The organism is Caballeronia sp. AZ7_KS35 (genome assembly GCF_023631045.1).
GTDB lineage: Bacteria > Pseudomonadota > Gammaproteobacteria > Burkholderiales > Burkholderiaceae > Caballeronia > Caballeronia zhejiangensis.
On sequence record NZ_JALQDV010000027.1, the window covers coordinates 136,011 to 159,334 of the forward strand.

General features: G+C 62.8%; 26 protein-coding genes. 13 read left to right on the top strand and 13 right to left on the bottom strand.

The features are described from left to right. Positions 1-51: 51 nt before the first annotated feature. From NCT05_RS16720 to NCT05_RS16730, 3 genes are all read right to left on the bottom strand, one after another. Entirely contained in the window at positions 52-390 is a 339-nt protein-coding gene (locus NCT05_RS16720; RefSeq protein WP_008353905.1) for a hypothetical protein, read from the bottom strand. 97 nt (positions 391-487) lie between these two features. After that, on the bottom strand, positions 488-1,432 hold the full coding sequence (locus NCT05_RS16725) for a LysR family transcriptional regulator (RefSeq protein ID WP_033536098.1): 945 nt from the start codon (positions 1,430-1,432) through the stop codon (positions 488-490). Positions 1,433-1,483: 51 nt separating this feature from the next. Continuing rightward, positions 1,484-1,813, bottom strand: a complete 330-nt coding sequence (locus tag NCT05_RS16730) for a hypothetical protein (RefSeq protein WP_250440432.1) — start codon at positions 1,811-1,813, stop codon at positions 1,484-1,486. Positions 1,814-1,909: 96 nt separating this feature from the next. Here NCT05_RS16730 and oxlT point away from each other — a divergent pair, with 96 nt between their 5' ends. The 5 genes from oxlT to NCT05_RS16755 all read left to right on the top strand — a co-directional run bounded on the left by oxlT (position 1,910) and on the right by NCT05_RS16755 (position 6,410). Further along, positions 1,910-3,241: an oxalate/formate MFS antiporter gene (gene oxlT / locus NCT05_RS16735; RefSeq protein WP_008353903.1), complete on the top strand. Its 1,332-nt coding sequence runs from the start codon at positions 1,910-1,912 to the stop codon at positions 3,239-3,241. Next, complete coding sequence (locus tag NCT05_RS16740) at positions 3,238-4,173, top strand: LysR family transcriptional regulator (RefSeq protein WP_250502748.1); 936 nt, start codon at positions 3,238-3,240, stop codon at positions 4,171-4,173. Before oxlT ends, NCT05_RS16740 begins: the two co-directional genes overlap by 4 nt. Positions 4,174-4,328: 155 nt before the next feature. Continuing rightward, positions 4,329-5,342, top strand: coding sequence for a 2-dehydropantoate 2-reductase (locus NCT05_RS16745; RefSeq protein WP_008353901.1), 1,014 nt, complete (start codon positions 4,329-4,331; stop codon positions 5,340-5,342). A 113-nt stretch (positions 5,343-5,455) separates the two neighbouring features. Beyond that, the gene (locus NCT05_RS16750; RefSeq protein ID WP_051079075.1) at positions 5,456-5,677 is read left to right on the top strand and encodes a hypothetical protein; all 222 of its coding nucleotides are present in this window, start codon (positions 5,456-5,458) and stop codon (positions 5,675-5,677) included. Continuing rightward, positions 5,667-6,410: a GntR family transcriptional regulator gene (locus NCT05_RS16755; RefSeq protein ID WP_008353900.1), complete on the top strand. Its 744-nt coding sequence runs from the start codon at positions 5,667-5,669 to the stop codon at positions 6,408-6,410. Before NCT05_RS16750 ends, NCT05_RS16755 begins: the two co-directional genes overlap by 11 nt. Before the next feature lie 54 nt (positions 6,411-6,464). On the opposite strand, the gene NCT05_RS16760 is transcribed toward NCT05_RS16755, so the two are convergent. The 3 genes from NCT05_RS16760 to sucC form a co-directional block, all read right to left on the bottom strand. Next, positions 6,465-6,662 (bottom strand): hypothetical protein, encoded by a 198-nt coding sequence (locus NCT05_RS16760; RefSeq protein ID WP_250481840.1) that lies wholly within the window; start codon positions 6,660-6,662, stop codon positions 6,465-6,467. 90 nt (positions 6,663-6,752) lie between these two features. Then, on the bottom strand, positions 6,753-7,625 hold the full coding sequence (sucD, locus tag NCT05_RS16765) for a succinate--CoA ligase subunit alpha (RefSeq protein WP_008353897.1): 873 nt from the start codon (positions 7,623-7,625) through the stop codon (positions 6,753-6,755). Next, on the bottom strand, positions 7,622-8,824 hold the full coding sequence (gene sucC, locus NCT05_RS16770; RefSeq protein ID WP_175983078.1) for an ADP-forming succinate--CoA ligase subunit beta: 1,203 nt from the start codon (positions 8,822-8,824) through the stop codon (positions 7,622-7,624). The genes sucD and sucC overlap by 4 nt, the downstream gene beginning before the upstream one ends. A gap of 411 nt (positions 8,825-9,235) precedes the next feature. Here sucC and frc point away from each other — a divergent pair, with 411 nt between their 5' ends. The 4 genes from frc (at position 9,236) to NCT05_RS16790 (ending at position 14,299) form a co-directional block, all read left to right on the top strand. Then, complete coding sequence (gene frc / locus NCT05_RS16775; RefSeq protein ID WP_008353895.1) at positions 9,236-10,498, top strand: formyl-CoA transferase; 1,263 nt, start codon at positions 9,236-9,238, stop codon at positions 10,496-10,498. Between the two features lie 81 nt (positions 10,499-10,579). Continuing rightward, a complete protein-coding gene (locus tag NCT05_RS16780) occupies positions 10,580-12,787 on the top strand; it encodes an acetate--CoA ligase family protein (protein ID WP_250502749.1) in 2,208 nt (735 codons plus the stop codon). A 64-nt stretch (positions 12,788-12,851) separates the two neighbouring features. Next, positions 12,852-13,640, top strand: coding sequence for a fumarylacetoacetate hydrolase family protein (locus NCT05_RS16785; RefSeq protein WP_250435532.1), 789 nt, complete (start codon positions 12,852-12,854; stop codon positions 13,638-13,640). Beyond that, a complete protein-coding gene (locus NCT05_RS16790; RefSeq protein WP_250502750.1) occupies positions 13,637-14,299 on the top strand; it encodes a hypothetical protein in 663 nt (220 codons plus the stop codon). Before NCT05_RS16785 ends, NCT05_RS16790 begins: the two co-directional genes overlap by 4 nt. A 57-nt stretch (positions 14,300-14,356) precedes the next feature. On the opposite strand, the gene NCT05_RS16795 is transcribed toward NCT05_RS16790, so the two are convergent. The 3 genes from NCT05_RS16795 to NCT05_RS16805 form a co-directional block, all read right to left on the bottom strand. Then, positions 14,357-14,611: a CsbD family protein gene (locus NCT05_RS16795; RefSeq protein ID WP_008353889.1), complete on the bottom strand. Its 255-nt coding sequence runs from the start codon at positions 14,609-14,611 to the stop codon at positions 14,357-14,359. A gap of 85 nt (positions 14,612-14,696) precedes the next feature. Next, a complete protein-coding gene (locus NCT05_RS16800) occupies positions 14,697-15,053 on the bottom strand; it encodes a response regulator (protein WP_008353888.1) in 357 nt (118 codons plus the stop codon). Then, complete coding sequence (locus NCT05_RS16805) at positions 15,050-16,564, bottom strand: ATPase domain-containing protein (RefSeq protein WP_008353887.1); 1,515 nt, start codon at positions 16,562-16,564, stop codon at positions 15,050-15,052. The genes NCT05_RS16800 and NCT05_RS16805 overlap by 4 nt, the downstream gene beginning before the upstream one ends. Positions 16,565-16,811: 247 nt before the next feature. Here NCT05_RS16805 and NCT05_RS16810 point away from each other — a divergent pair, with 247 nt between their 5' ends. From NCT05_RS16810 to NCT05_RS16820, 3 genes are all read left to right on the top strand, one after another. Next, the gene (locus NCT05_RS16810; RefSeq protein ID WP_175983075.1) at positions 16,812-17,243 is read left to right on the top strand and encodes a hypothetical protein; all 432 of its coding nucleotides are present in this window, start codon (positions 16,812-16,814) and stop codon (positions 17,241-17,243) included. Positions 17,244-17,355: 112 nt separating this feature from the next. Further along, positions 17,356-17,976 carry a DUF2968 domain-containing protein gene (locus NCT05_RS16815; protein WP_250440438.1) on the top strand — a complete coding sequence of 207 codons (621 nt, stop codon included), beginning with the start codon at positions 17,356-17,358 and terminating at the stop codon, positions 17,974-17,976. Positions 17,977-18,366: 390 nt separating this feature from the next. Further along, entirely contained in the window at positions 18,367-18,882 is a 516-nt protein-coding gene (locus NCT05_RS16820; protein ID WP_160297400.1) for an OmpA family protein, read from the top strand. 85 nt (positions 18,883-18,967) lie between these two features. Here NCT05_RS16820 and NCT05_RS16825 read toward each other — a convergent pair whose 3' ends face one another. From NCT05_RS16825 to NCT05_RS16835, 3 genes are read right to left on the bottom strand one after another with little or no spacing between them, the layout of a single operon-like run. Then, complete coding sequence (locus NCT05_RS16825; protein ID WP_250502751.1) at positions 18,968-19,483, bottom strand: methylated-DNA--[protein]-cysteine S-methyltransferase; 516 nt, start codon at positions 19,481-19,483, stop codon at positions 18,968-18,970. Between the two features lie 38 nt (positions 19,484-19,521). Then, positions 19,522-19,782, bottom strand: coding sequence for a hypothetical protein (locus NCT05_RS16830; protein ID WP_033536088.1), 261 nt, complete (start codon positions 19,780-19,782; stop codon positions 19,522-19,524). Beyond that, entirely contained in the window at positions 19,775-20,533 is a 759-nt protein-coding gene (locus NCT05_RS16835) for a DNA/RNA non-specific endonuclease (protein WP_250435541.1), read from the bottom strand. The genes NCT05_RS16830 and NCT05_RS16835 overlap by 8 nt, the downstream gene beginning before the upstream one ends. Before the next feature lie 179 nt (positions 20,534-20,712). Between NCT05_RS16835 and NCT05_RS16840 the strand changes: the two genes are divergently transcribed. Next, a complete protein-coding gene (locus NCT05_RS16840; RefSeq protein ID WP_250502752.1) occupies positions 20,713-21,705 on the top strand; it encodes an alpha/beta fold hydrolase in 993 nt (330 codons plus the stop codon). A gap of 216 nt (positions 21,706-21,921) precedes the next feature. Here NCT05_RS16840 and NCT05_RS16845 read toward each other — a convergent pair whose 3' ends face one another. Continuing rightward, positions 21,922-23,214 (bottom strand): MATE family efflux transporter, encoded by a 1,293-nt coding sequence (locus NCT05_RS16845; RefSeq protein ID WP_250502763.1) that lies wholly within the window; start codon positions 23,212-23,214, stop codon positions 21,922-21,924. Between the last annotated feature and the right edge of the window lie 110 nt (positions 23,215-23,324).

Genomic DNA, 23,324 nt, shown 5'->3' on the forward strand with positions numbered 1-23,324 from the left:
GAAACGGGCGGTCCGACTCATCGAACCGCCCGTTTGGATCGGAAAGACCCGTCAGACGCGCGCCGTTTCCTCGTTGCGCGCCCGCCAGAGCCGCGCCCGCTGCGTGCTGTCTTCATATTGGACCGTGTTTTGCCGGCAGGCTTCGATTGTCGAATTCTTGCGCTCGACGATCGCCTGGCAAAGAAACTCGGCGCTGTAGGCCGTCAGCAAATGCGGAGAATGGGTTGCGATGTACTGTGCGATCTTCCCGTAATCGCTATCCGCCGATGCCAGCGCGCGATACGTCTGCACATCCCAGCGGAACATCAGGTCGAGTTCTTCGAAAGCCGTGTTGAACGCGCAGACTTGCGCCTGAAGTTCGCGGTCATCGTCGTGCGTTGCATGGATCATGATCGTCTCCTGTATGGCCGTGGGGCTTGAATGCAGGATAGAAAAGTCAATCCATATACGATAGTTAAAGTTTTTTCGCTTATCTATTCAGAAAAAATTATGCGTTCGGTTTGCCCGTCTTCGCGACGATTTGCGTGATCGCTTCGATCTGCGCTGCGCCTTCTTCGATCAGAAACTGCTTGAACGCAAGCGCTACCGGCGGTAGCCGCTTGTTGTTCCGATGCACGACGAACCAGTTGAGCATCACGGGAAAGCCCTCGATATCGAGCACCGCCAGCTTTCCGACCTGCAATTCCATGCTGATCGTGTGCGCGGACAAGAAGCTCAGGCCCATGCCGGCGATCACCGCCTGCTTGATCGTCTCCGTGCTGGTGATTTCCATCGCGACGTTAAGGTTCGGCAGCCGTCCGCCGAATCCTTCTTCCATCGAATTCCAGGTGTCGGAGCCACGCTCGCGCACGATGAACGGTTCGTCGGCGAGCGCTTCGAGCGGCAAGTTCCTCCGTCCGACGAGCGGATGATCCGGCGGCGCGACGATCACGTACGGATGGGGCGCGAATGAGACGTTCACCGTGTCCATATCGCGCGGGGGGCGGACCATCACGGCGAGATCGGTGAGATTGTCGGACAGCTGATGCAGCAATTCCTCGCGATTGTGTACCGCGAGATTGAGCCGGACATCGGTATTGCGCTGCGTGAACGCGGCGAGCAAGCGGGGGAAAAAGTAATCGCCGGCGCTGATCACCGCGACGTTGAGCGTGCCGCCCGCGATGCCTTTGAGTCGGGCCATCGCATCGTCGGCTTCGCGGAATTGCTCCAGAATCGCGCGGCTGTAGTGAAGCATTTCATTTCCGGCCGGCGTCAGATAGATTTTCTTGCCGAGCTGCTCGAACAGCGGCAGCCCGGCGTGCTCCTCCAGTTGCTTCACCTGCGTCGAAACAGCCGGCTGCGTAAGGTAGAGCTCTTCAGCGGCGCGCGAGAAACTCAGTCGACGGGCGACGGTCTCGAAGATCTTGAGTTGACGCAGGGTGGCGTTGCGCAGCACAGCAATCCCTCATCCATTAACGATCACTAATTTATACAATAATTTTTTCTAACTTTCCTTAATCGTTTTTCTCCCCCACGATGCTTTCACGTCCGCGAAAGTTGTAAGGCGGACGGGTGCGCCAAGAACGAAGGGCCACGCCAGACCCCAGGCATCGGCCAGTTTGCCGCAAAGCAACATGAGCACACCCGCAGCATGGAAGCCCGCAAACGCTGCATAACCCATCCGGACTTTATTGGGAATCGCTTTGAAATGATTCTTCGATCGCCTGAAGCGGATGTTTGCCGGATGTGCGAATCGATCGCCCACCTCAAAACGCGCGACATGCGCAATACCCGTGACCGGCGGCCTCACGCCCATGCCGCCTGGACCGAGCATTTCCCCTGACCGACCGCTCGCCGCCGACGCACCGCGCCGGCTTCTCGCAGCACATCAAGCGCCGTACGAGCGCTAAGACAGATAACGGAGACAGACATGGCAAGCGCAGACACGGTTGTGTCCGGGCAATCGCACGGGCGTCACCACAACAGATGGATCCAGCTCGCAGTCGGCATCGTATGCATGGGGCTGGTCGCCAACCTCCAGTACGCATGGACTCTTTTCGTCGTTCCGATGGATGCGAAGCACCATTGGGGTCAAGCGGCGATTCAAACCGCCTTCACCATCTTCATCGTCACTGAAACGTGGCTCGTGCCCGTCGAGGGCTGGCTCGTCGATAAATTCGGACCGCGCCCGGTCGTGATGGGCGGCGCACTTTGCGCCGCCATCGGCTGGATGATCGACGCCCACGCCACCACGCTCACGCATCTGTACATCGCCGCCGTGGTCGCAGGTATCGGCGCCGGTTGCGTGTATGGCACCTGCGTCGGCACGGCGCTCAAGTGGTTCCCGGACAAGCGCGGTCTCGCGGCGGGCCTGACCGCTGCTGGCTTCGGCGCGGGCGCGGCTGTCACGGTGATTCCGATCTCGAACATGATCCAGAGCTCAGGCTACGAGCACGCGTTCATGTTCTTCGGCATCCTGCAGGGCGCGTGCATCTTCGTGCTCGCGCTGATGCTCGTGCGGCCGAATCCGCCGAAAGGCATCGTGCCGGCCAAGCGCATCGTGTCGACGAAGATCGACTACACGACAGGACAGATGGTGCGCTCGCCGCTCTTCTGGGTGCTGTATCTGATGTTCGTGTTCGTCGCGGCGGGCGGCGTGATCGCGACCGCGCAGTTCGGGCCGATCGCGAAGGAATACGGCTTCGCCAAGATGCCGGTGAATCTGCTCGGCGTAACGCTGCCGCTGCTCGCGATGACGCTGTCCATCGACAATCTGTGCAACGGCTTCACGCGTCCGCTGTGCGGCTTCATCTCGGACAAGATCGGCCGCGAAAACACGATGTTCATCATCTTTCTCGGTGAAGGCGTCGCGCTGCTCGGGCTGATGGAGTTCGGCCACAATCCGTATCTCTTCATGCTGTTCGCGGCGATGACGTTCCTCTGCTGGGGCGAAATCTTCTCGATCTTCCCGGCGACCTGCGCGGACACCTTCGGCAGCAAGTACGCCGCCGCCAACGCGGGCACGCTCTACACCGCGAAAGGCACGGCGTCGATGCTGGTGCCGCTGGCTTCGGTGCTCGCGTCGATCGGATCGTGGAACGCGGTGTTCATCACGGCGGCGGTGACGTCGATCGCGGCGGGACTGTGCGCGAAATTCGTTCTCGCGCCGATGCGAAAGCGCTGGATCGAAAACACGCTCACGGAAGAGTCGTCGGCCGAATCGTCGATCAACGCGTCGTTACGGACCGGCTCGATTCAATGAAACAGGGCACGCCGACGTTGAGCGTATCGCTGCATCAACTGAGGCTTTTCGTCACCCTCGCGCGGCATCGCAGCTTCACGCGCGCGGGCGACGATCTCGGCATCACCCAATCGGCGGTGAGCCGCAGCATTCGCGAACTCGAAGATGAAATCGCGCTGCGGCTCTTCGATCGCACGACGCGTCAGGTCGCGCTCACCGAAACCGGACGCAAGCTGCTCGCCCGCATTGCGCCGCTCGTCGAGGAACTGGAAGCGACTCTGCGGCCGCGCGCGCAAGAGGGCGGCGAGCCGGGCGTCGTCAATCTCGCGAGCAGTTGCGCTCTCACGGCGAGCGTTTTGCCCGCGATGCTCGCATCGTGTCGCGAATGTCTGCCTGAAGTCACGATCATCGTGATGGATCGGCCGCAAAACGCCGTGCTGCAACTCGTGCGTTCGGGCGAGGCGGAACTGGGCGTCGCGATCGCGCCCGACAATCTCGACGAACTCGCCGCCGAGCCTCTTTTCGCCGATGGACTTGCTGCCGTCGTCAGCGCGTCGCATCGACTGAGCGCGGCGGCGGGCATCGACTGGCAGCAGTTGCGCGGCACGCCGCTTCTCCTGCTCGACGATGACACCGGCAGCCTGGGCGCCATCGAGGCTGCGCTCGCGCTGCACGGCGTCGCGGGCGCGGTGCGCCAGAAATTCACGCAAGCTGCCGCGGTTGCGCGCATGGCGGAAGCCGGCCTCGGCGTCGGTATCCTGCCGATGCACGCGCGCGCTGCCATCGACTGCGCACAGACGCGCATCATCCCGCTCGTGCCGGACACGTCGCGCACGATCATGCTCGTACGGCGCAAGAGCCGCGCGCTGCGCTCGAGCGCGGCGAACGTCTGGTCACACATCGTCGCATCCTCGTCGCATACTTTCATCTCGGGTCAGGCCGTCGAGGTCTGACCGACTTCTTGCCGCTGAAGGAAGCCCGCCGCGCATCTCGCGCATGCGGGTTTTCGCTCGTCTGCGAGCGCACGATTCCTTGTCCTGTCTGCACTCGGAATGTAGTATCTTGTATATCAGAGAGATATAAAGCTACAACCCTCAGGAGACGAACCATGAAGATCTGCGTGTACGGCGCCGGAGCGATCGGCGGCTATATGGGCGCGCAACTGGCGCGAGCGGGTGCGGACGTCAGTTTCGTCGCGCGCGGGCCGCATCTCGCGGCGATGCAGGCGAACGGCGTCAAGCTCCGGATCGATGGCGAGGAGCACACCGTCAAGGTGCGCTGCACGAACAATGCCGCCGAACTCGGCCCGCAGGATTACGTGATCGTCGCGCTGAAGGCGCATTCGATTCCGGGCGTCGTCGATCTGATTCCGCCGCTGCTCGGCCCGGAAACCGCGATCGTCACGGCCGTCAACGGTCTGCCTTACTGGTATTTCTACAAACACGGCGGCGAGCTCGAAGGCACGAAACTGCAGAGCGTCGATCCTGGCGGCCGCCAGTGGGACGTGTTCGGTCCGGAACGCGCGATCGGCTGCGTGCTGCTGCCGGCGGCGGAAATCGCGGAGCCGGGCGTCATCGAACATCACTACGGCAAGAAATTTCCCATCGGCGAGCCGAGCGGCGAAATCACGCCGCGTCTGCAGGCGCTGCACGACATGATGGCGAAGGCGGATATGGAAGCGCCGATGCGCGACAACATCCGCGATGAAATCTGGCTGAAGCTCTGGGGCAATCTGTGCTTCAACCCGATCAGCGCGTTGACCGGCGCGACGCTCGACGTGCTCACGAGCGATCCCGGCACGCGCGCGCTCTCGAAGGCGATGATGCTGGAGGCGAAGGCGATCGGCGACAGGATCGGCGTGAATTTCCGCGTCGACGTTGAGCGGCGCATCAACGGCGCGGGCGCGGTCGGCGCGCACAAGACGTCGATGCTGATGGACTGCGAGGCCGGACGCCCGATGGAAATCGATCCGCTGATGACCGTCGTGCAGGAAATCGGCCGCCTCGTGCACGTCGAAACGCCGATGCTCGATGCCGTTCTCGCATTGATCAAGCTGCGCGAAGGCGTGAATCAGGGCACGGCGAAGCCGCTGCCGCTCCCGCAATCTCAAAAAGCCGCCTAAACTGCAGACGAAGGGACCAGCGTTGTTTCTGATATACAAGATTCAAAATACTTGCGTGCTGTTGCGATGCAGCATATACTGAGGGCTCTTGAGTGATTCAACTGGAGCCTGAAATGAGCATCGCCCTGCTGGTTGTTGTCGGATTCGCGCTGGTTGCCGTTGGTGTAGGTGTTACGTTTATGATTGCGTCGGCCGTGCCGCAAAGCATGCTGCAGCGCGCACAGGATCACGGTCGCTTCGCCGGTCTCGCGGCGGATGACCAGAACGGCGGTTCGGGCAAGCGTGTCGACGCTCGCCGTCCGCACTTGGGAAATCAAGCCATCAATGCCATCTGATACTCAATCCGTAGATAGTCCGGAAGTTCGCCCCGATGTACGTCCGCCCGGGCTGACGCTTTCGCTGGAGCCGATCAATGCCACGGTTTCGCTGCGCGATCAGGCGTACGCGAAGCTGCGGCAGGCGATCGCCGAGGCGGACATCTATCGTTCGCGGGAAGAAATCCGTCTCGACGAGAAAGAACTGACCGAAGCGCTCGGCGTGTCCCGCACGCCGATTCGCGAGGCCATGACGCTGCTCGAGCAGGAAGGTTTTCTGCGCACGGTGCCGCGCCGCGGCGTCTATATCTTGCGCAAGACCAAGCGCGAGATCGTCGAGATGATTCACATGTGGGCGGCGCTGGAAAGCATGGCGGCGCGCCTCGCGACGCAGCGCGCGACGGACGAGGAAATCGCCCATCTGCGCCACATGTTCGACAATTTCCGCGACTCGACGCCCGCCGAGCATATCGACGAGTATTCGGAAGCGAATATCGCGTTCCATTCGGCGATCGTGCGGCTGTCGAAGTCGGAAATCATCTTCGACACGATCAAGAACATCTTCGTGCACGTCCGCGCGATCCGTAAGATGACGATCTCGCAGAGCGATCGGGCGTCGCGCTCGATCGTCGATCACATGCGGATCATCGAGGCGCTGGAGAAGCGCGACACGGAGCTGGTCGAGCGGCTCGTGAAGCAGCATTCGCTCGATCTGGCGGCGTTCGTCGAGGCGAATTGCGACTTTCTGGACTGATGACGGATTGAGTTGGAAAGCAAAAAACCGCATGGTGTTCGCCGTGCGGTTTTTTTATTTCGTCGTCGATCGAAACGGTGATGCGCGAAGCGGATAGTCGTCGCTCGGCAGCGCGCCGCGCGTCTCGACGGGCACGAAGCCGGGCGCATGACTCGGAGACGGCGCGACGGCTTGCGATGTCGCGAACGACAGGGCAGTGACCTGGCCGATGCGCAAGGCCACCGCCATCGCAGAGTCGAGGTAGACGAACATGGCGCGGAAAAAAGGCGCAAGTCTATCGATGCTGCCCTTTCTCAGCAATAGCGCGCGCCGTTGCGCGGCCCGCGCCGGTTGCCCGCGTGACTAACGCATCGCGTGCAGCATCGTTTCGCCGAGCGCGGCCGGCGAATCGGCGACGTGAATGCCCGCCGATTTCATCGCGTCGATCTTCGCGCTGGCCGTGCCCGATCCGCCCGAGATGATCGCGCCCGCGTGACCCATGCGGCGTCCCGGCGGCGCGGTCGTTCCGGCGATGAAACCGACCACTGGCTTCGTCGTCTTCGCGTCCTTGAGAAACTGCGCGGCTTCTTCCTCCGCCGATCCGCCGATCTCGCCGATCATGATGATGCCCTCGGTCGCATCGTCCTCCAGAAAGAGCGACAGGCAATCGATGAAGTTCGTCCCGTTCACCGGATCGCCGCCGATACCGATGCACGTCGTCTGCCCGAGGCCGGCCGCGGTCGTCTGCGCGACGGCCTCATAGGTCAGCGTGCCCGAACGCGATACGACGCCGATCTTCCCCGGCCGGTGAATATGCCCCGGCATGATGCCGATCTTGCACTGCCCCGGCGTGATGACGCCCGGACAGTTCGGCCCGACGAGCCGGCTCGACGAACCGCTCAACGCGCGCTTCACGCGCAGCATGTCGAGCACCGGAATGCCTTCCGTGATGCAGACGATGAACGGCACCTGCGCGTCGATGGCTTCGAGAATCGCATCGGCGGCGAAGGGCGGCGGCACATAGATGACGGAGGCGTCGGCGCCCGTTTTCGCGACGGCATCGGCGACGGTGTCGAACACGGGCAAGTCCAGATGCGTCGTGCCGCCTTTGCCCGGCGTCACGCCGCCGACCATGCGCGTGCCGTACGCGATCGCCTGTTCGGAATGAAACGTGCCTTGCGCGCCGGTGAAGCCCTGGCAGATGACCTTCGTATCTTTATTGATGAGAACGCTCATTGGGCCACTCCTTGAGCGACGGCGCTGACGATCTTGTCGGCGGCATCGGCGAGATTTTCGGCGGGGATGATGGTGAGACCGGACGTGCGCAGAATCTCGCGGCCCGCATCGACATTCGTGCCTGCGAGGCGCACGACGAGCGGCACGCTCAGATCGATCTCGCGCGCGGCCGCGACGACGCCTTGCGCGATCACGTCGCAGCGCATGATGCCGCCGAAGATGTTGACGAGAATGCCCTGCACCTTCGGGTCGCGCAGGATCAGCTTGAACGCGGTCGCGACGCGCTCCTGGGTCGCGCCGCCGCCGACGTCGAGAAAGTTCGCCGGCTCGCCGCCGTAGAGCTTGATGATGTCCATCGTGGCCATCGCGAGGCCCGCGCCGTTCACCATGCAGCCGATATTGCCGTCGAGCTTGACGTAGTTCAGACCGTGCTTCGCCGCTTCGATTTCGGCGGGATCTTCCTCGTCCTCGTCGCGCAGTTTCTCGATGTCGGGATGGCGATACAGCGCGTTGTCGTCGAAATTGAGCTTCGCGTCGAGCGCCATCACGTCGCCGGAGCCGGTCACGACGAGCGGATTCACTTCCACGATCGACGCATCCAGATCGACGAACGCCTGATACAGCGCCGTGATGAACTTCGACGCAGCCTTGATCTGATTGCCGGTGAGCCCGAGTCCGAACGCGATCTGGCGCGTGTGAAAGGGCTGAAGCCCGGTCGCCGGATCGATCGCGACCTTGAGAATTTTTTCCGGCGTGCGATGCGCGACTTCCTCGATCTCCATGCCGCCTTCCGTCGACGCCATGATCGTGATGCGCGAGTTGGCGCGGTCGACCAGCATGCCGAGATACAGCTCGCGCGCGATATCGCAGCCTTCTTCGACGTAGAGCCGCTTCACTTCCTTGCCCGCCGGCCCCGTCTGCTTGGTCACGAGCACGGACGCGAGCATCTTCTGCGCGTTCTCGCGCACTTCGTCGACCGACTTCACCACGCGCACGCCGCCTTTTCCGTCCGGATCGTTGGCGAAGCGCCCGGCGCCGCGGCCGCCCGCGTGAATCTGCGACTTCACGACCCAGACGGGTCCGGGCAGCGCGCGCGCCGCATCGGCGGCCTCCGTCGCGGAAAAGGCGACGCGGCCCTCCGGAACCGCGACGCCGTACTTTCGCAGCAGCGCCTTCGCCTGATATTCGTGGATGTTCATCTCGTCTCCTGATGTCCTCTGATGGGAATGAGCGAGCCGAGCAACAGGATCGTCGGCGCGCTGAAATACTGTATATCAGATTTCACGACGCGCAAAAACTTTCGTTTGCGGGCTTTTGCAGCGTTAAACGAGTGCTTAACGGGCCGAGGCAGACGACGGTGATTGATGCACTGCAGAATTAAAAATCGGTCGAGCGTTGCTCACAGCGGCGTTCAAGGGATCGTGCGCTGCATCACAGGGTTTTCATCGACCGGCGGACGGTTGACTAATACTGTGTGTGGAATATTGTATATCACAGGAGACGGGTCGCTTTGCGGTCCGACGGTCTACGCGCTCCGGGCACGACGGCGCGGGACGATGTACAAATAATTGTGAATCTATAAACGTCGAAAGAGAGTGGGAGACAAAGCCATGACGGTGAACACATCTGGCAAGGCGCTGGACGGCGTGCGAATCCTGGACTTCACGCACGTTCAGTCGGGACCGACCTGCACGCAGTTGCTCGCGTGGTTCGGCGCCGACGTCATCAAGGTCGAGCGCGCGGGTTCGGGCGACATCACGCGGGAGCAGTTGCGCGATATCCCCGACGCCGACAGCCTCTACTTCACGATGCTCAACCACAACAAGCGCTCGATCACCATCGACACGAAGAATCCGGAAGGCAAGAAGGTGCTCGAGACGCTCGTGAAGAAGTGCGACGTGCTCGTCGAGAACTTCGCCCCGGGCGCGCTCGATCGCATGGGCTTCACGTGGGAGCGCATCCAGGAACTGAATCCGCGGATGATCGTCGCGTCGGTGAAGGGCTTCGGCCCGGGACCGTACGAAGATTGCAAGGTGTATGAGAACGTCGCGCAGTGCGCGGGCGGCGCGGCGTCGACGACCGGTTTCGAAGACGGTCCGCCGACCGTCACCGGCGCGCAGATCGGCGATTCGGGCACGGGCCTGCATCTGGCGCTCGGCATCGTCACGGCGCTGTATCAGCGCAACACGAGCGGACGTGGCCAGAAAGTGCTCGCCGCGATGCAGGATGGCGTGCTCAATCTCTGCCGCGTGAAATTGCGCGACCAGCAGCGCCTCGAACGCACTGGCGTGATGAAGGAGTACCCGCAATATCCGAACGGCACGTTCGGCGAAGCCGTGCCGCGCGCGGGCAACGCATCGGGCGGCGGCCAGCCGGGCTGGATTCTCAAGTGCAAGGGCTGGGAGACCGATCCGAACGCGTACATCTACTTCATCACGCAGGCGCCGGTCTGGGGTGAAATCTGCAAGGTGATCGGCAAGGAGGAATGGATCGATCATCCGGATTACAAGACGCCGAACGCGCGCCTGCCGCATCTGAAGCAGATTTTCGAGGAAATCGAGCGCTGGACGATGTCGAAGACCAAGTTCCAGGCGATGGAAATCCTCAACAAGCACGACATACCGTGCGGCCCGATCCTGTCGATGAAGGAAATCGCCGAAGAGCCGTCGCTGCGAAAGACGGGAACGGTCGTCGAAGTCGATCATCCGGTGCGAGGGAAGTATCTGACGGTCGGCAATCCGATCAAATTGTCCGACAGTCCGACCGAAGTCGTGCGCTCGCCGCTGCTCGGCGAACACACCGACGAAGTCATGGCCGAACTCGGCTACACGCCGGATCAGATCGCCACGCTGAAGAGCCTCGGCGCGATCTGAGCACATTGCCTTGCACTGACGTCCGCCTTCGAAAGAGGGCGGCGCAGGCCCCTGCACGCCCCTATAACGGAGACGCACCAAATGAACAGCACGGTTGCCCAGGACCGCGGCGAAGCAGCCAATTCATCCACGCACGCGGCGGCGGTCGTTCCGCTCCACGCGCCCGACGCGAAACGCCGCGTCGCGGAAGTGTTCGCCCGAGTGAAGGCGGAAGGCCGCACGTCGCTGACCGCGCCGGAAGGCAAACTCGTCTGCGATGCATACGGCATCGCGGTGCCGCAGGAAGGCGTCGCGAAATCGGCAGACGATGCCGCGAAGCTCGCGTCGTTCATCGGCTTTCCGGTGGTGCTGAAGATCGTTTCGCCGGAAATCCTGCACAAGACCGAAGCGGGCGGCGTGCTCGTCAACCTGAAGAATGAAGCCGATGTGCGTGCCGGTTTCGACACGATCATCTCGAACGCGAAGAAGTACGACCCGAAGGCGACGCTTGTCGGCGTGCAGGTTCAGCAGATGGTCGGCGCGGGGCAGGAAGTCATCATCGGCGCGGTGACGGACCCGTCGTTCGGCAAGCTGATCGCGTTCGGTCTCGGCGGCGTGCTTGTCGAAGTGCTGAAGGACGTGACGTTCCGGCTCGCGCCCGTCACGCGCGAAGAAGCCGCATCGATGCTCGACGGCATTCAGGCCGCAGAAGTGCTGCGCGGCGTGCGCGGCGCCGAACCGGTACATCGCGAGGCGCTGATTACCCTGATCGAGCGCGTGTCCCGTCTCGTCGACGATTTCCCGCAAATCTCCGAGATGGACCTGAATCCGGTGTTCGCGAGCCCGAACGGCGCGGTCGCGGCGGACGTGCGCATCGTGATGGATTTCGCGCCCGCCGAACCGCGCTATCGGCCGACGCAAGAGCAGATCGTCGCGCAGATGAACCGCATCATGAAGCCGGATGCGGTCGCGGTGATCGGCGCGTCGAACGAGGACGGCAAGATCGGCAATTCGGTGATGAAGAACCTCATCAACGGCGGCTATCAGGGCACGATCTATCCGATTCACCCGAAAGCCGACGAGATCATGGGCCGCAAGGCGTACAAGAGCGTGAAGGACGTGCCCGGCGTGATCGATGTCGCCGTGTTCGCGATTCCCGCGAAGTTCGTGGCTCAGGCGCTCGTCGAAGTCGGCGAGAAGAAGATTCCGGGCGCGGTGCTGATTCCGTCGGGCTTCGCGGAAACGGGCAATCACGAAGGTCAGGAAGAGATCGTCAAAATCGCGCGGCAATACGACATCCGCATGATGGGCCCGAACATCTACGGCTTTTACTACACGCCGACGAATCTTTGCGCGACGTTCTGCACGCCGTACGACGTGAAAGGCAAGGCGGCGCTGTCGTCGCAGTCGGGCGGCATCGGCATGGCCATCATCGGGTTCTCGCGTTCGGCGAAGATGGGCGTTTCCGCGATCGTCGGTCTCGGCAACAAGAGCGATATCGACGAAGACGATCTGCTCACGTTCTTCGAGCAGGACGACAACACCGAAATCATCGCGCAGCATTGCGAGGATCTGAAGGACGGCCGTGCGTTCGCCGAAGCCGCAAAGCGCGTGTCGAAGAAGAAGCCGGTCGTCGTGCTGAAAGCGGGGCGCACGAGCCTCGGCGCGCGCGCGGCCAGCTCGCATACGGGCGCGCTCGCGGGCAACGACAAGATCTACGAAGACGTCTTCGAGCAATGCGGCGTGATCCGCGCGCGGTCGCTGCGCGATCTGCTCGAGTTCGCGCGCGGCATTCCGAAGCTGCCGACGCCCAAAGGGGAGAACACGGTCATCATCACGGGCGCGGGCGGCTCGGGCGTGCTGTTGTCGGACGCATGCGTCGACAACGGCCTCTCGCTGATGGCGATGCCCGACGATCTCGATGCCGCGTTCCGCAAGTTCATCCCGCCGTTCGGCGCGGCCGGAAATCCCGTCGACATCACCGGGGGCGAGCCGCCGTCGACGTACAAGAACACGATCCGCCTCGGGCTCGAGGACGATCGCATCCATTCGATCATCCTCGGCTACTGGCACACGATCATCACGCCGCCGATGGTCTTCGCGAAACTCGTCATCGAAGTGAAGGAGGAGATGAAGGCGCTCGGCATCGAGAAGCCGATCGTGGCGTCGCTCGCGGGCGACGTGCAAGTGGAAGAGGCCGCGGAATACCTGTACGAGCATGGCGTGCCGGCCTACGCTTATTCGACGGAACTGCCCGTTGCCGTGCTCGGCGCGAAGTACAAGTGGGCGCGCGGCGCAGGTTTGATCTGAGGTTTGGAGGAGGGGACAGGGGCGCGGACCACGTATGTCCGCGCCCTTTATAAGGGAGACACACTTGACACACTGGATTCGTTTTCGGGATGCCGGCGGCAGCATCGGTTTCGGTACGCTCGATCAGCATTCTGGCCGCGTCGTGCAGCACGACGGCGCGATGTTCGACAATCCGCGCCCGACCGACATGTCGTTCGCCGTCGACGACCTGACGCTGCTCGCGCCCTGTCAGCCGAGCAAGGTCATCGCGCTGTGGAACAACTATTACGCGCTGTCGCAGAAGCTCGACAAGGCGCCGCCGCAGCATCCGCTCTTTCTCATCAAGCCGCCGATGTCGGTGATCGGGCCGGGCGAGTCGATCCGCCGGCCGAAGAGCTATCACGGCAAGATCGCGTACGAGGGCGAACTCGGCATCGTGATCGGCAAGACGGTGAGCGGGGCGTCCGTGGAGGAAGCCGAAAGCGCGATCTTCGGCTATACGTGCGTGAACGACGTCACCGCGATCGAGCTGCTGCAGGAAGATCCCAACTTCGCGCAATGGTGCCGCTCGAAGGGCTTCGACACGTTCACCTGCCTCGGGCCGGCGATCGTCACGACGGGCAACGGCTTCGACTGGCGCACGGCGAGCGTCGTCACGACACTCGAAGGCGTCGAGCGCCAGAACTATCCGCTCGACGACATGATTTTCTCGCCCGCCGAGCAAGTGAGCATGCTGTCGCAAGACATGACGCTCGTTCCCGGCGACGTGATCGCGTGCGGCACGTCTATCGGCGTCGGCTCGATCAAGGACGGCGCGCGCGTGGATGTGTCGATCGCCGGAATCGGCACGCTGTCGAACGTGCTCGAAGCATGATCGCGGATGGACTCGCGGGCGCGCTCTGCGTGCTCGCGGCGCTGTCGGCGGGTTCGTCGATGCGTGCGTCGCGCGGAAGGCGGGAAACGGGCGCGCTCCTTGCCGCCGCGTGCTTCGCGAGCGGCGCATCGGGCGGAACCGCGCTCGTGCTTGCGCTGGTCGCGGGATTCATCGGGTATCGATCCGCGCGTGCGACGCCGGGTGTATCGGCGCAATCGCTCTTCGCGACGATGGCGTTCGTCGCGTGGGCGCTGCCGGGCCCGGACAGCGCGTATGCGGTGCTGGCGGGCGGCGCGCTGGCGGCATTGGCTTGCGTCGTCGTTCGCCGGCACACGAACGGAGCAAGCGCGAACCTTCAATCGATGCATCTCGCCTGCGCAGGCGCATGCGCGGCGTTCGCCTATGTGCTCGGCGTTCAGTCGGACGTGATTTCCGTCATCGCGATGCTCGCGCTCATCGGCGCGCACTTGTCGCTCGCGATGGGCGGCAACGCGGCCACGCCGGTCGCATACGCGATGAGCGCGGCGGCGGCTGGCGGACTTGCGCTCGCGGCAGCGATCGGCGGTTCGCATGGCGCGCTCGTCGTGGCGGCAGTCGCGATCGCCGTCGGCTGCACGCGGTCGGCGACGCTCGTCGGCATCGTGCGCGAGACGCCATGAAACGACAAAGCCGGCGCAACCTTCGCGCCGGCTTTGCATCGCGATGCCCGAGACACATCAGCGATCGCGATTCCACAACGCGCCGAGCACGAAGCCGACGGCCGCCGCGATCAGCACGCCCTGAATCGGCTGGCTCGCGACCGCGAGACGCACGTTGTCGACGGTCTGACCATAACTTTGCTGCAAGTTGCCGTAAGCCTGCCGCACCTTGCCTTCGGCTTGCGTGCCTTCATCGCCCGTCAGTGCGCCGACTGCGTCCTGCACTTTGCCGACGACCTTCTGTGCCGCGCCTTCCACTTGATCCTGCACCATGGTGCCTCCCTTCGGTTGAGCGGTTTCTCGTAAATCCGGATTCGCCGGAACGCTCATCAGCAGCACGCAGCGTGCCCGGGCCAATTCAGGCCGAACCGATCAGTCCCTTCACGGCGTCGATCAAATCGTCGATAGAAAGCGGCTTGCGGCGAAACTGCGCATGCGGATGCTCGAGCGCCGGCGCATGCGCCGCCGCGCTCATGAGGATCACCGGCACGCGTGCGAGGGCGTCGCTCGCGGCCAGTTGACGGATCAGTTCGACGCCGTCCATGTGCGGCATCATCCAGTCGGTGATGACGAGCGCGGGCGGATTCGAGCGCGCCGCGTCGAGCGCGGTCCGTCCGTTGGACGCGGTCGAAACTTCGTAGCCCTCCATTTCGAGCACGAGGCGCCACGTGGTCAGAATGTCGAATTCATCGTCGACGACGAGGATCTTCTTCATGCGCGCGCGCCGGGGTCCGACACAGACAGCGCGGGCGCGGCGATCGACGGGTGTCCGGACAAGATACCCGTCGAGCCAATGAAGCCTTCGCTGATATGCAGGCCGCGCGAGTCGATCGTGAGACGGCGGATCGCCGAATCGTGCGGGCCTTCGCGCTGCTTGACGATCGACACCATGCGATACAGCGAGGAATTCGCCTCGACATAACGCATGAGCACGATGTTCTCGGTCATCGCGGACGCGCGCAACGTCGTGGGCTGCACCGAATCGCCGTAGAGCGGCATTTCCTCGGTGAGCAGCGTCGTCACGCCCGCGTCGCGCAGACGGTGCGTGAGCGCGTTGAGGAAGAGGCCGAAACGCTCCGTGCGGTTCGCGGACTGAAAAAAGCCGTCGATGCCGTCGACCACGAGCCGCGACGCATTCGTGTTCCGCACCGCGGTCATCAGTTCGACGGCGAGCTCGTCGATTGCGAGTTCGACAGCCGGATGCCAGCGGATCGCGAGACGTCCGTCCTGCACGGCCGGCGCGAGATCGATGCCGACCGACAACGCTTTGGCGAGAAGCCGCTCGGGCGATTCGTAGAGGCCGAAGTAGACGCAGCGCTCGCCGCGTTCGACGCCCGCCTGCAGGAACTTGAGCGACAGCAGCGTCTTGCCGATGCCCGATGGCCCGACGAGCGTCGTCGTCGAGCCGCGCACGATGCCGCCGCCGAGCATCTGGTCGAAATCGGGAAAGCCGAAGCTCAACTTGTTCTTGAAGTCCGGCGCGCCGTCATCGTTCGCGGGCGACGCCTCGATGCGCGGAAAGGTCACGAGACCGTTCTCCGTGATCTTGAAGAAGTGCTTGCCGAGCAGATGATCGCGGGCGCGCAGCTTGTGGACTTCGATTTCGCGGGCACGCCGCATGCCGGTGTTGTAGCGGTTCAGTTCGATGAGCCCGTCGACGAGCGTGTGCTCCGGATGCGGCTCGTTGCCCGAAAGCGGCGCGAGGATCAGCGTCGTGCAGCGCGCGGCGCTCACGAACGCCGAAAGCTCGTGGATGAACTGCGAGAGTTCGAGTTCCGTCGAGCTGAATTCGCGCGCGCTGCGAAAGCCGTCGATGACCATGAAACGCGGCCGGCTCGTCTTGATCGTCGCCGCAATCAGCGCGAGAAAGCCGGACAGGCCGTCGCGCATCAGTTCGTGATAACCGGAGACGAAGAGCATCCGGTCGGAGATGGCGTCGGCGTTGTAGAACGACAGTCCGCGAAGATGAGACAAAAGCTTGGTGTGCGATTCGGCGATCAGCGTGATGTACAGGACCATGTCGCCCTGCGCGACGCGATGAAAGCCGATCTGCGATGAAAGAATCGTCTTGCCCGCGCCCGCCATGCCTTCGATCAGATACAGGCCGCCCTCGACGAACCCGCCGCCCAGGATGTCATCCAGGCCCGCGACGCCCGTCGTCACGTTGCCGTCGTTGGCCGCGTGTTGCCGGGGTTGAGCGGTGGAGTGCTTGTCGTCTTGGTTCATGGGATTTTCTTTTTTACTCGGCGTACCGGCTTTTTTGAGAAGGCGAATTATGGCTGACTATTGGCAAGCCGTGCTGGAAGCCATACCGCTCATGCCCGCCGTCGCGCCTTTGCGTGCGCGGTTTTGGGCGGCCACGCGCCTTTGCGTCGTCGCTGCGGCCTTTTGAAGCGAGCCCGCCGGGGCCGCGCGCGGGCGAATGCATCATGCACGCATTTTCTGCGCCCGAGCGTTTTGCGGATGGGAGCGATTGCCCGCCAACAGGAATTCTTTGAGAACTGTCTCATGGGCACTCGGAGCAGCGGGTGATGAAATGACGAACGTCTTACAGGGGCGCCGTGTTTTCTCCCGCCGCTTCACTCCGGCGCTCGCGCGCCTTCATTGCCTTCATCTCGCCATGCACCGTTCGCACTCGATTCCGGGCGCTCTTGCGCTCGCCGCCAGCTTTTTTGTTCTTTTTGCCGCGACAGCTTCGGCCGCCGCGCCGCACGCCACCGAAAGCCTGCCCGACGCGCGCATTCTCTCGGCCGCGCCTTTCGTTTTCCACGGCGACCGCCATATTTTTTCGCGCATGTCCGTGGAGCCGTCCGATTCGCGCATCTTCATGCCGGTCGAAACGATCCGCAACCTGAGCGAGCCGCGTTTGTCGCAAGTAAGTTTCAAGCGCACATCGACCATTTAAAGACGCACGGATTAACGGCGTTCGAATGAAGTATTGAGTCGTCTGGAATCGATTGCCTTGCCGCGCCATAATTCTTTCCGGGCGACGCGCGTTGCCGTTACGGAAAATCGCAATGAAGCGCTGGGTAATTGCGGAAATCGTGCTGATTGCCGCCGGTTTGTCCGGTCCGTTGGCGCGGGCCGCTGATTCATCGCCGATGAGGCCCGAAGCGGCTATTGCGAGCAATGGCGATGTCGCGGAACTCGAGAATCTGCTTGCCGCCGGGAAAATCACGGCGTTACGCAGGACGTTGAATGGCAGTTATGGCGCGAGTCTCTCGTATTATCCCGACGAGATGATCTATTACGCCGCGCTGTTTCAGCAAAGCAATATCTGGCGCGTGTTCAAAACGCAAAATGACGCGCGGGCCGAAACGGTCTATGCGGATTTCGCCAAGACGTCGAACACGCTCGCCGATGCGGAAATAAAGCGCATCAAGCTCGAAGCGGAGAAGGCATATGCGGACCGGCAGATCGCCGCCCAGCAGGCGCGCGCGAACCGGCTGCAAGCCGATCTCGATATTGCACGCGCGCAGCAAAATCAGGTGACGAGTTATCAAGTGGAGCAGCAGAATGCGATCCGCGAACTTCGCACGGAGCAGGCAGCGGCGCAGGCGCAACTTCGCGCGCTGCAGATCCGCGTGCAGGAGCTTCAGAAGCAATCCGACGGCGACCTTCCGGTCCCGTCCAAATAGGGCTTTCGATACGAGTGCCGCCGGCCTTGTATTTGGGAGTTGTCCGCTTAAATCGCACGAATTGTCACGCTACAATCGCGCAGCTTTCGGATTGCTTATCGAACGTTTGGCGCACCCGAAATCGATCCATCATTTTTCACGTCACCTTTGGGTTGTTCCCCGGCCCGGAATCGAGGTGCGCGCTCAGCGGCTCGCACTTTGAAATTGACTTGCATGACCACCAAGATGCTCACGAAAACCCTTGCTGTTAGTCTTATCGCCGCTGCCGTACTTGCGGGCTGTTCGTCCACGTCGGGACCGGCCTTCAATATCAGCGAAATTCAAACGTCGGATGGCCAGAAGGCTTTTCGCGCCGAATGCTACGGTCTGTTCGAAAACGGCAGCGCCTGCATGACCGCGGCTCAAAAGATGTGCGGCGATCAAAAGGTGAACGTGCTTCAGACGCTCGCCGGAACGAAGACGCCGAGCGATCCGCGCAACGTAATCTTCAACTGCGTGACGCCGCCTCAGCCGGTCGTTGCAACGCCGGAACCGGCGCCAGCGAAGGCCCCGGCTGTCGTGCCGCGCAAGATTTCGCTCGACGAAAAGACGAACTTCGCCTTCGACAGCGCCGCGTTGACGCCGAAGGCCAGGAGCATTCTGGATAAGCTCGTCGCCGACTCGAAGGGTGCGAATTTCGCGTCCGTCACGGTCGAGGGCTACACGGATTCGATGGGCCCGGATGCCTACAACCTCGGTCTGTCCCAGCGTCGCGCGCAGGCCGTGCTCGACTACCTGAAGGGACATGGCCTGAGCGCCGAGAACTTCGCGATGAAGGGTTTCGGCAAGGCCAATCCGATTGCGTCGAACGCAACGAGCGTCGGGCGTGCGGAAAATCGTCGTGTGGAAGTGATGCTTACGCCGTAATTCATCATCGGACGATGTCGAAAAAAAACCCCCGCGAACCGATGGTTCGCGGGGGTTTTTGTTTTGTCGCCGACTGTGCGCTGCTTCAGAAGAGCGCGAGTTGTTCGCGCCCCGGACCGCCCTCCAGCGTGAGCAAATGGCGTTTGCGTTCGACGCCGCCCGCATAGCCGGTCAATTCCCCGTCGACGCCGATCACGCGATGACACGGCACGATGATCGCGACCGGATTGCGTCCGTTCGCGCCGCCGACGGCCCGCGATGCGCCCGCGGGCAAGCCGAGCCGGCGCGCGAGATCGCTGTACGTCCACGCGTCGCCGAAAGGGATCTGGCAAAGCGCGTCCCAGACTTGTCGCTGAAAGGGTGTTCCGCGAAACTGCACCGCAATCGAAAACTTCCGACGCGTACCCGCGAAGTATTCGCCGACCTGCTCGCGCGCATCGGCAATCACGCGGGATCTCGGCGCTGTCTCCGACAGCGTCGGCGCGTGCAGACTATCGGGAAAATACTTCTGTCCGATGAAGAAGAGACCCGTCAGACATTCGTCTTCGGCGCGATACAAAATGTGCCCGAGCGGGCTCGGGCCGACATGGCATTCGATCACTTCGATTCTCCGCGCGGCTGTCTTCGGCGACGGCCGCTTCAGATGAACGGATTATCGGCGGTGCCTGACGGCGCATCCGGCTCGTCGGGCAGCTTCGCGGGCAGCGACGCATCGCTTTGCAACGCTTCGACGATCGCACCGATCGCCTTCTGAAGCGCCAGCGCGTTCGCGAGTCCGGCCTTGTCGCGGGCGATCGTCAAATTGCCGCTGATCGTGAGGCGCTTCACGCCGTTCTCGATGTTGATCGCGTCGCCCGCGATGTTCATCACATCCGTATCGTTTGCAAATGGCTTAAACACCGCGCAATCCTCCAATTCGCTTGTCCTTCAGTCCGTCCGGGATGCCGGGAAACGCGAGTCCGCTCATCGCTTCCAGTTCGTGCACGGTTTTCATCGTGTACGTGTTCGTCGGCGTATTTTCGATCACGACCGCGAACGCGATCTGACGCTGCGGCAAATAGACTACTTTATACAGTTGCGTGGGCACGAACACGCGCGATTCGCCGATCGTCTGCAACTGACGTCCCGAGAAGAGCGGCCCGGTGACGACATACGCTTCGCCCGATTCCTCCGTGAGCCTGCGCACCGCTTGCTCGATGCGCGACCAGATGCGCCGGTTGTTCGACGGATCCTGCGGGACGATGTTCGCGAGCGAGAACGATTCGGCCATGCCTTTCTTGCTTGCGCGATCGCCCGCGGGACTCATGTGGCCGCGGTCGTAACCGCTCCTCTTGTAGTCGGACAGTTGCGCGGCCTCGTCGGGCGGCAGACGTTTGTCGACGAAGAAGCGATTCGTGCGCGTGTTGTTCTTCGCCTGGTCGACACTGCTCGCGGTCAGATGTTCCGCCGACCACAGCGGCCCTTTCGTGATGCCGGAGTGCAGCAGCGCGAAGTCGGAATAGCAGACTTCCTGCGTCGACGCGCGCATCTTCGAATTGACGACGACCGGCGCGCGGCCGTTCGGGCTGAACTGCGGACAGTCGCTCGCGGATGCGCTGATGCACGCGAATGCGAGGAGCGCGGCGGCGAATGCCTTGATGCGGAATTGCATGCTTGGAATGATCCTGACGACGATCGGGGTCGCAAAGTATAAGCGCTGAATACAGCATACGGGCGCGTGCGAAATTCAGCCGCGCTAGAATGCGTCGGCCGACGTCATCTTCAGATCAAAAAATGAAACCAGCGCGCAGCAAGCCGTCCGTCCTTCGATCCTTGATGTTGTGTCTCGCGATGTCCTTCGCTTTACAAGCACATGCCGACGAAGCCACGCAAGCGGCCGGCAATGACGGCCCCGCATACGGCCCCGAGTTGCAGGGCTTCGACTATCCGTATCCGGTCGCGCGCTTCGCGCTTACGTCGCAGCGCCAGGTCGTGCGCATGGCGTATATGGATGTGCATCCGGCGCATCCGAATGGACGCACCGCGGTACTTCTGCACGGCAAGAATTTTTGTTCGGCGACGTGGAAGCAGACGATCCAGACCTTGAGCGATGCGGGCTATCGCGTGATCGCGCCGGATCAGATCGGCTTTTGCAAATCGACGAAGCCCGCGCGCTATCAATACAGTTTCCAGCAACTTGCCCGCAACACGCATGCGCTGCTGACCGCGCTCGGCGTGTCGAAGGCGACGCTCATCGCGCATTCGACGGGCGGCATGCTCGCGGTGCGCTACGCGCTCATGTATCCGCGCGAGACGGAGCAGCTCGTGCTCGTGAATCCGATCGGGCTCGAAGACTGGAAGGCGAAGGGCGTGCCGTCGATTTCCATCGACGACTGGTATGCGCGCGAGCTCAAGACGAGCGCCGACGGCATCCGCCGCTATGAGACGAGCACGTACTACTCGGGCCAGTGGCGCGACGACTACGAACCGTGGGTGCAGATGCTGGCGGGCATGTATCGCGGACCGGGCAAGGACATCGTCGCGTGGAACTCGGCGTTGCTGTACGACATGATTTACACGCAGCCCGTCGTCTACGAATTCGATCAGTTGAAGACGCCGACGCTATTGCTTATCGGCGACAAGGATACGACCGCGATCGGCAAGGACTTCGCGCCGCCGGAGATTCGGCCGATGCTCGGGCGATATCCGGATCTCGCGAAGCTGGCGAAGGAGCGTATCGAAGGCGCGAAGCTGGTCGAGTTTCCGGCGCTTGGGCACGCGCCGCAGATGCAGGATCCGGCCGCGTTTCATAAGGCGCTGCTGGAGGGGCTGGCGGGGCAATAGCTTCGATTCGCTCGCAAAGTTTCGTTGGCTGTTCTGCATTGCGATTTCGCTCAACGTGACCATGATCGTGCCACGCCGACGCAGGGCGGCCATTATCTGGCGCACGTTATTTGCAGGTCTTCTCTTGTCGATGCTGACTGTGCCGACCTCCAAGAAAATCGTTGGACGAAGCGAGGGCAGACTTGCCATCCGCGCTGGAACCCGACGCACCATACCTCACCTTCCCAAAGTCGCACACGAAGCCCGCTCGATCGCCGGCACCTGAATCGCCAACGTAATACCTCTCGCCACCATGAAAACAGTGAGCGCCAGCCACAGCCCGTGATTCCCGAGCGATCCCGCGAGCGCCCACGCAGCAAGCAGAAAGACAGCAAGCGAGACGGCCATCGCCTTCATCAACTCGTGCGTGCGCGTCGCGCCGATGAACACGCCGTCGAGCTGAAAGCCCGCGACCGACGCGAGCGGCAGAACCGACGCCCACGGCAGATAGCGCACCGCCGCCGCCTTCACGACCGCCTGATCCGTGAGCTTGCCGATGATCCATTCGCCGCTAAACCAGAAGACGATGGAAAAGCCCGCCGCGCCGATTGCCGACCAGAACATCGTCACCTTCACGGCCTGACGGAACGCGTACCGGTCGCGCGCGCCCGCCGCCGCGCCGACGAGCGCTTCGGCCGCGTGCGCGAAGCCGTCGAGACCGAAGGACATGAAGGTCTGGAAGTTCAGCAGGACGGCGTTCGCGGCGAGGATCGCATCCCCCTGACGCGCGCCGAGATGCGCGAACCAGCCATACGAACCGAGCAGGCAGATCGTGCGGATGAAGATGTCGCGGTTGATCGCGACGACCCGCCTCAACGCGTGCGCGTCGAAGAGCGAGCGCGGGACGAGCGGCGGGAGGCCGCGCGGACGCAGATGCCAAAGAATCGCGAGTCCGAGCGCAAAGCCGCAGAAATCCGCGAACGCCGTTGCCGCGCCGATGCCCGCGATGCCCCAATCGAAGCGATACACGAAAAGCAGCACCGCGATGATGTTCACCAGATTGATGAAGATCTGCGTGACGAGCGCGAGCCTCACGCGCTGGCAGCCGAGCAGATAACCCAACACGACGTAATTGCCGAGCGCGAACGGCGCGGCCCAGATGCGCGCGTGACAGTACGCGCTCGCGGTGTCCTGCACGGCGGCGCTGCCGCCCAGCGCGACGAGCGCGTAACGAATGATCGGCACTTGCAGCACCAGCACCGCCGCGCCGATCGCGAGTCCGAGCAGCAACGCGCGCAGCACGCTCTTGCGCAAGGCGTCGTCGTCACGCGCGCCGAACGCCTGCGCCACGAGTCCCGTCGTACCCATGCGCAGAAAGCCGAAGCCCCAGAACACGAAGCTGAAGACGAGCCCGCCGAGCGCGACGCCGCCGAGATACTGCGGCCCGTCGAGATGCCCGGCGACAGCCGTGTCGACGGCGCCGAGAATCGGCTGCGTGAGATTCGCGAGAACGATGGGAAAGGCCAGCATCAGCACGCGCTTGTGCCAGTGCACGGGCAGCGCGGCGGCATCGGTTGAATCGGTCTGCAAGGTCGGCGGCCTGAAGTTTCGAGCAAGGGCGTCATTGTCCGCAGCGGACG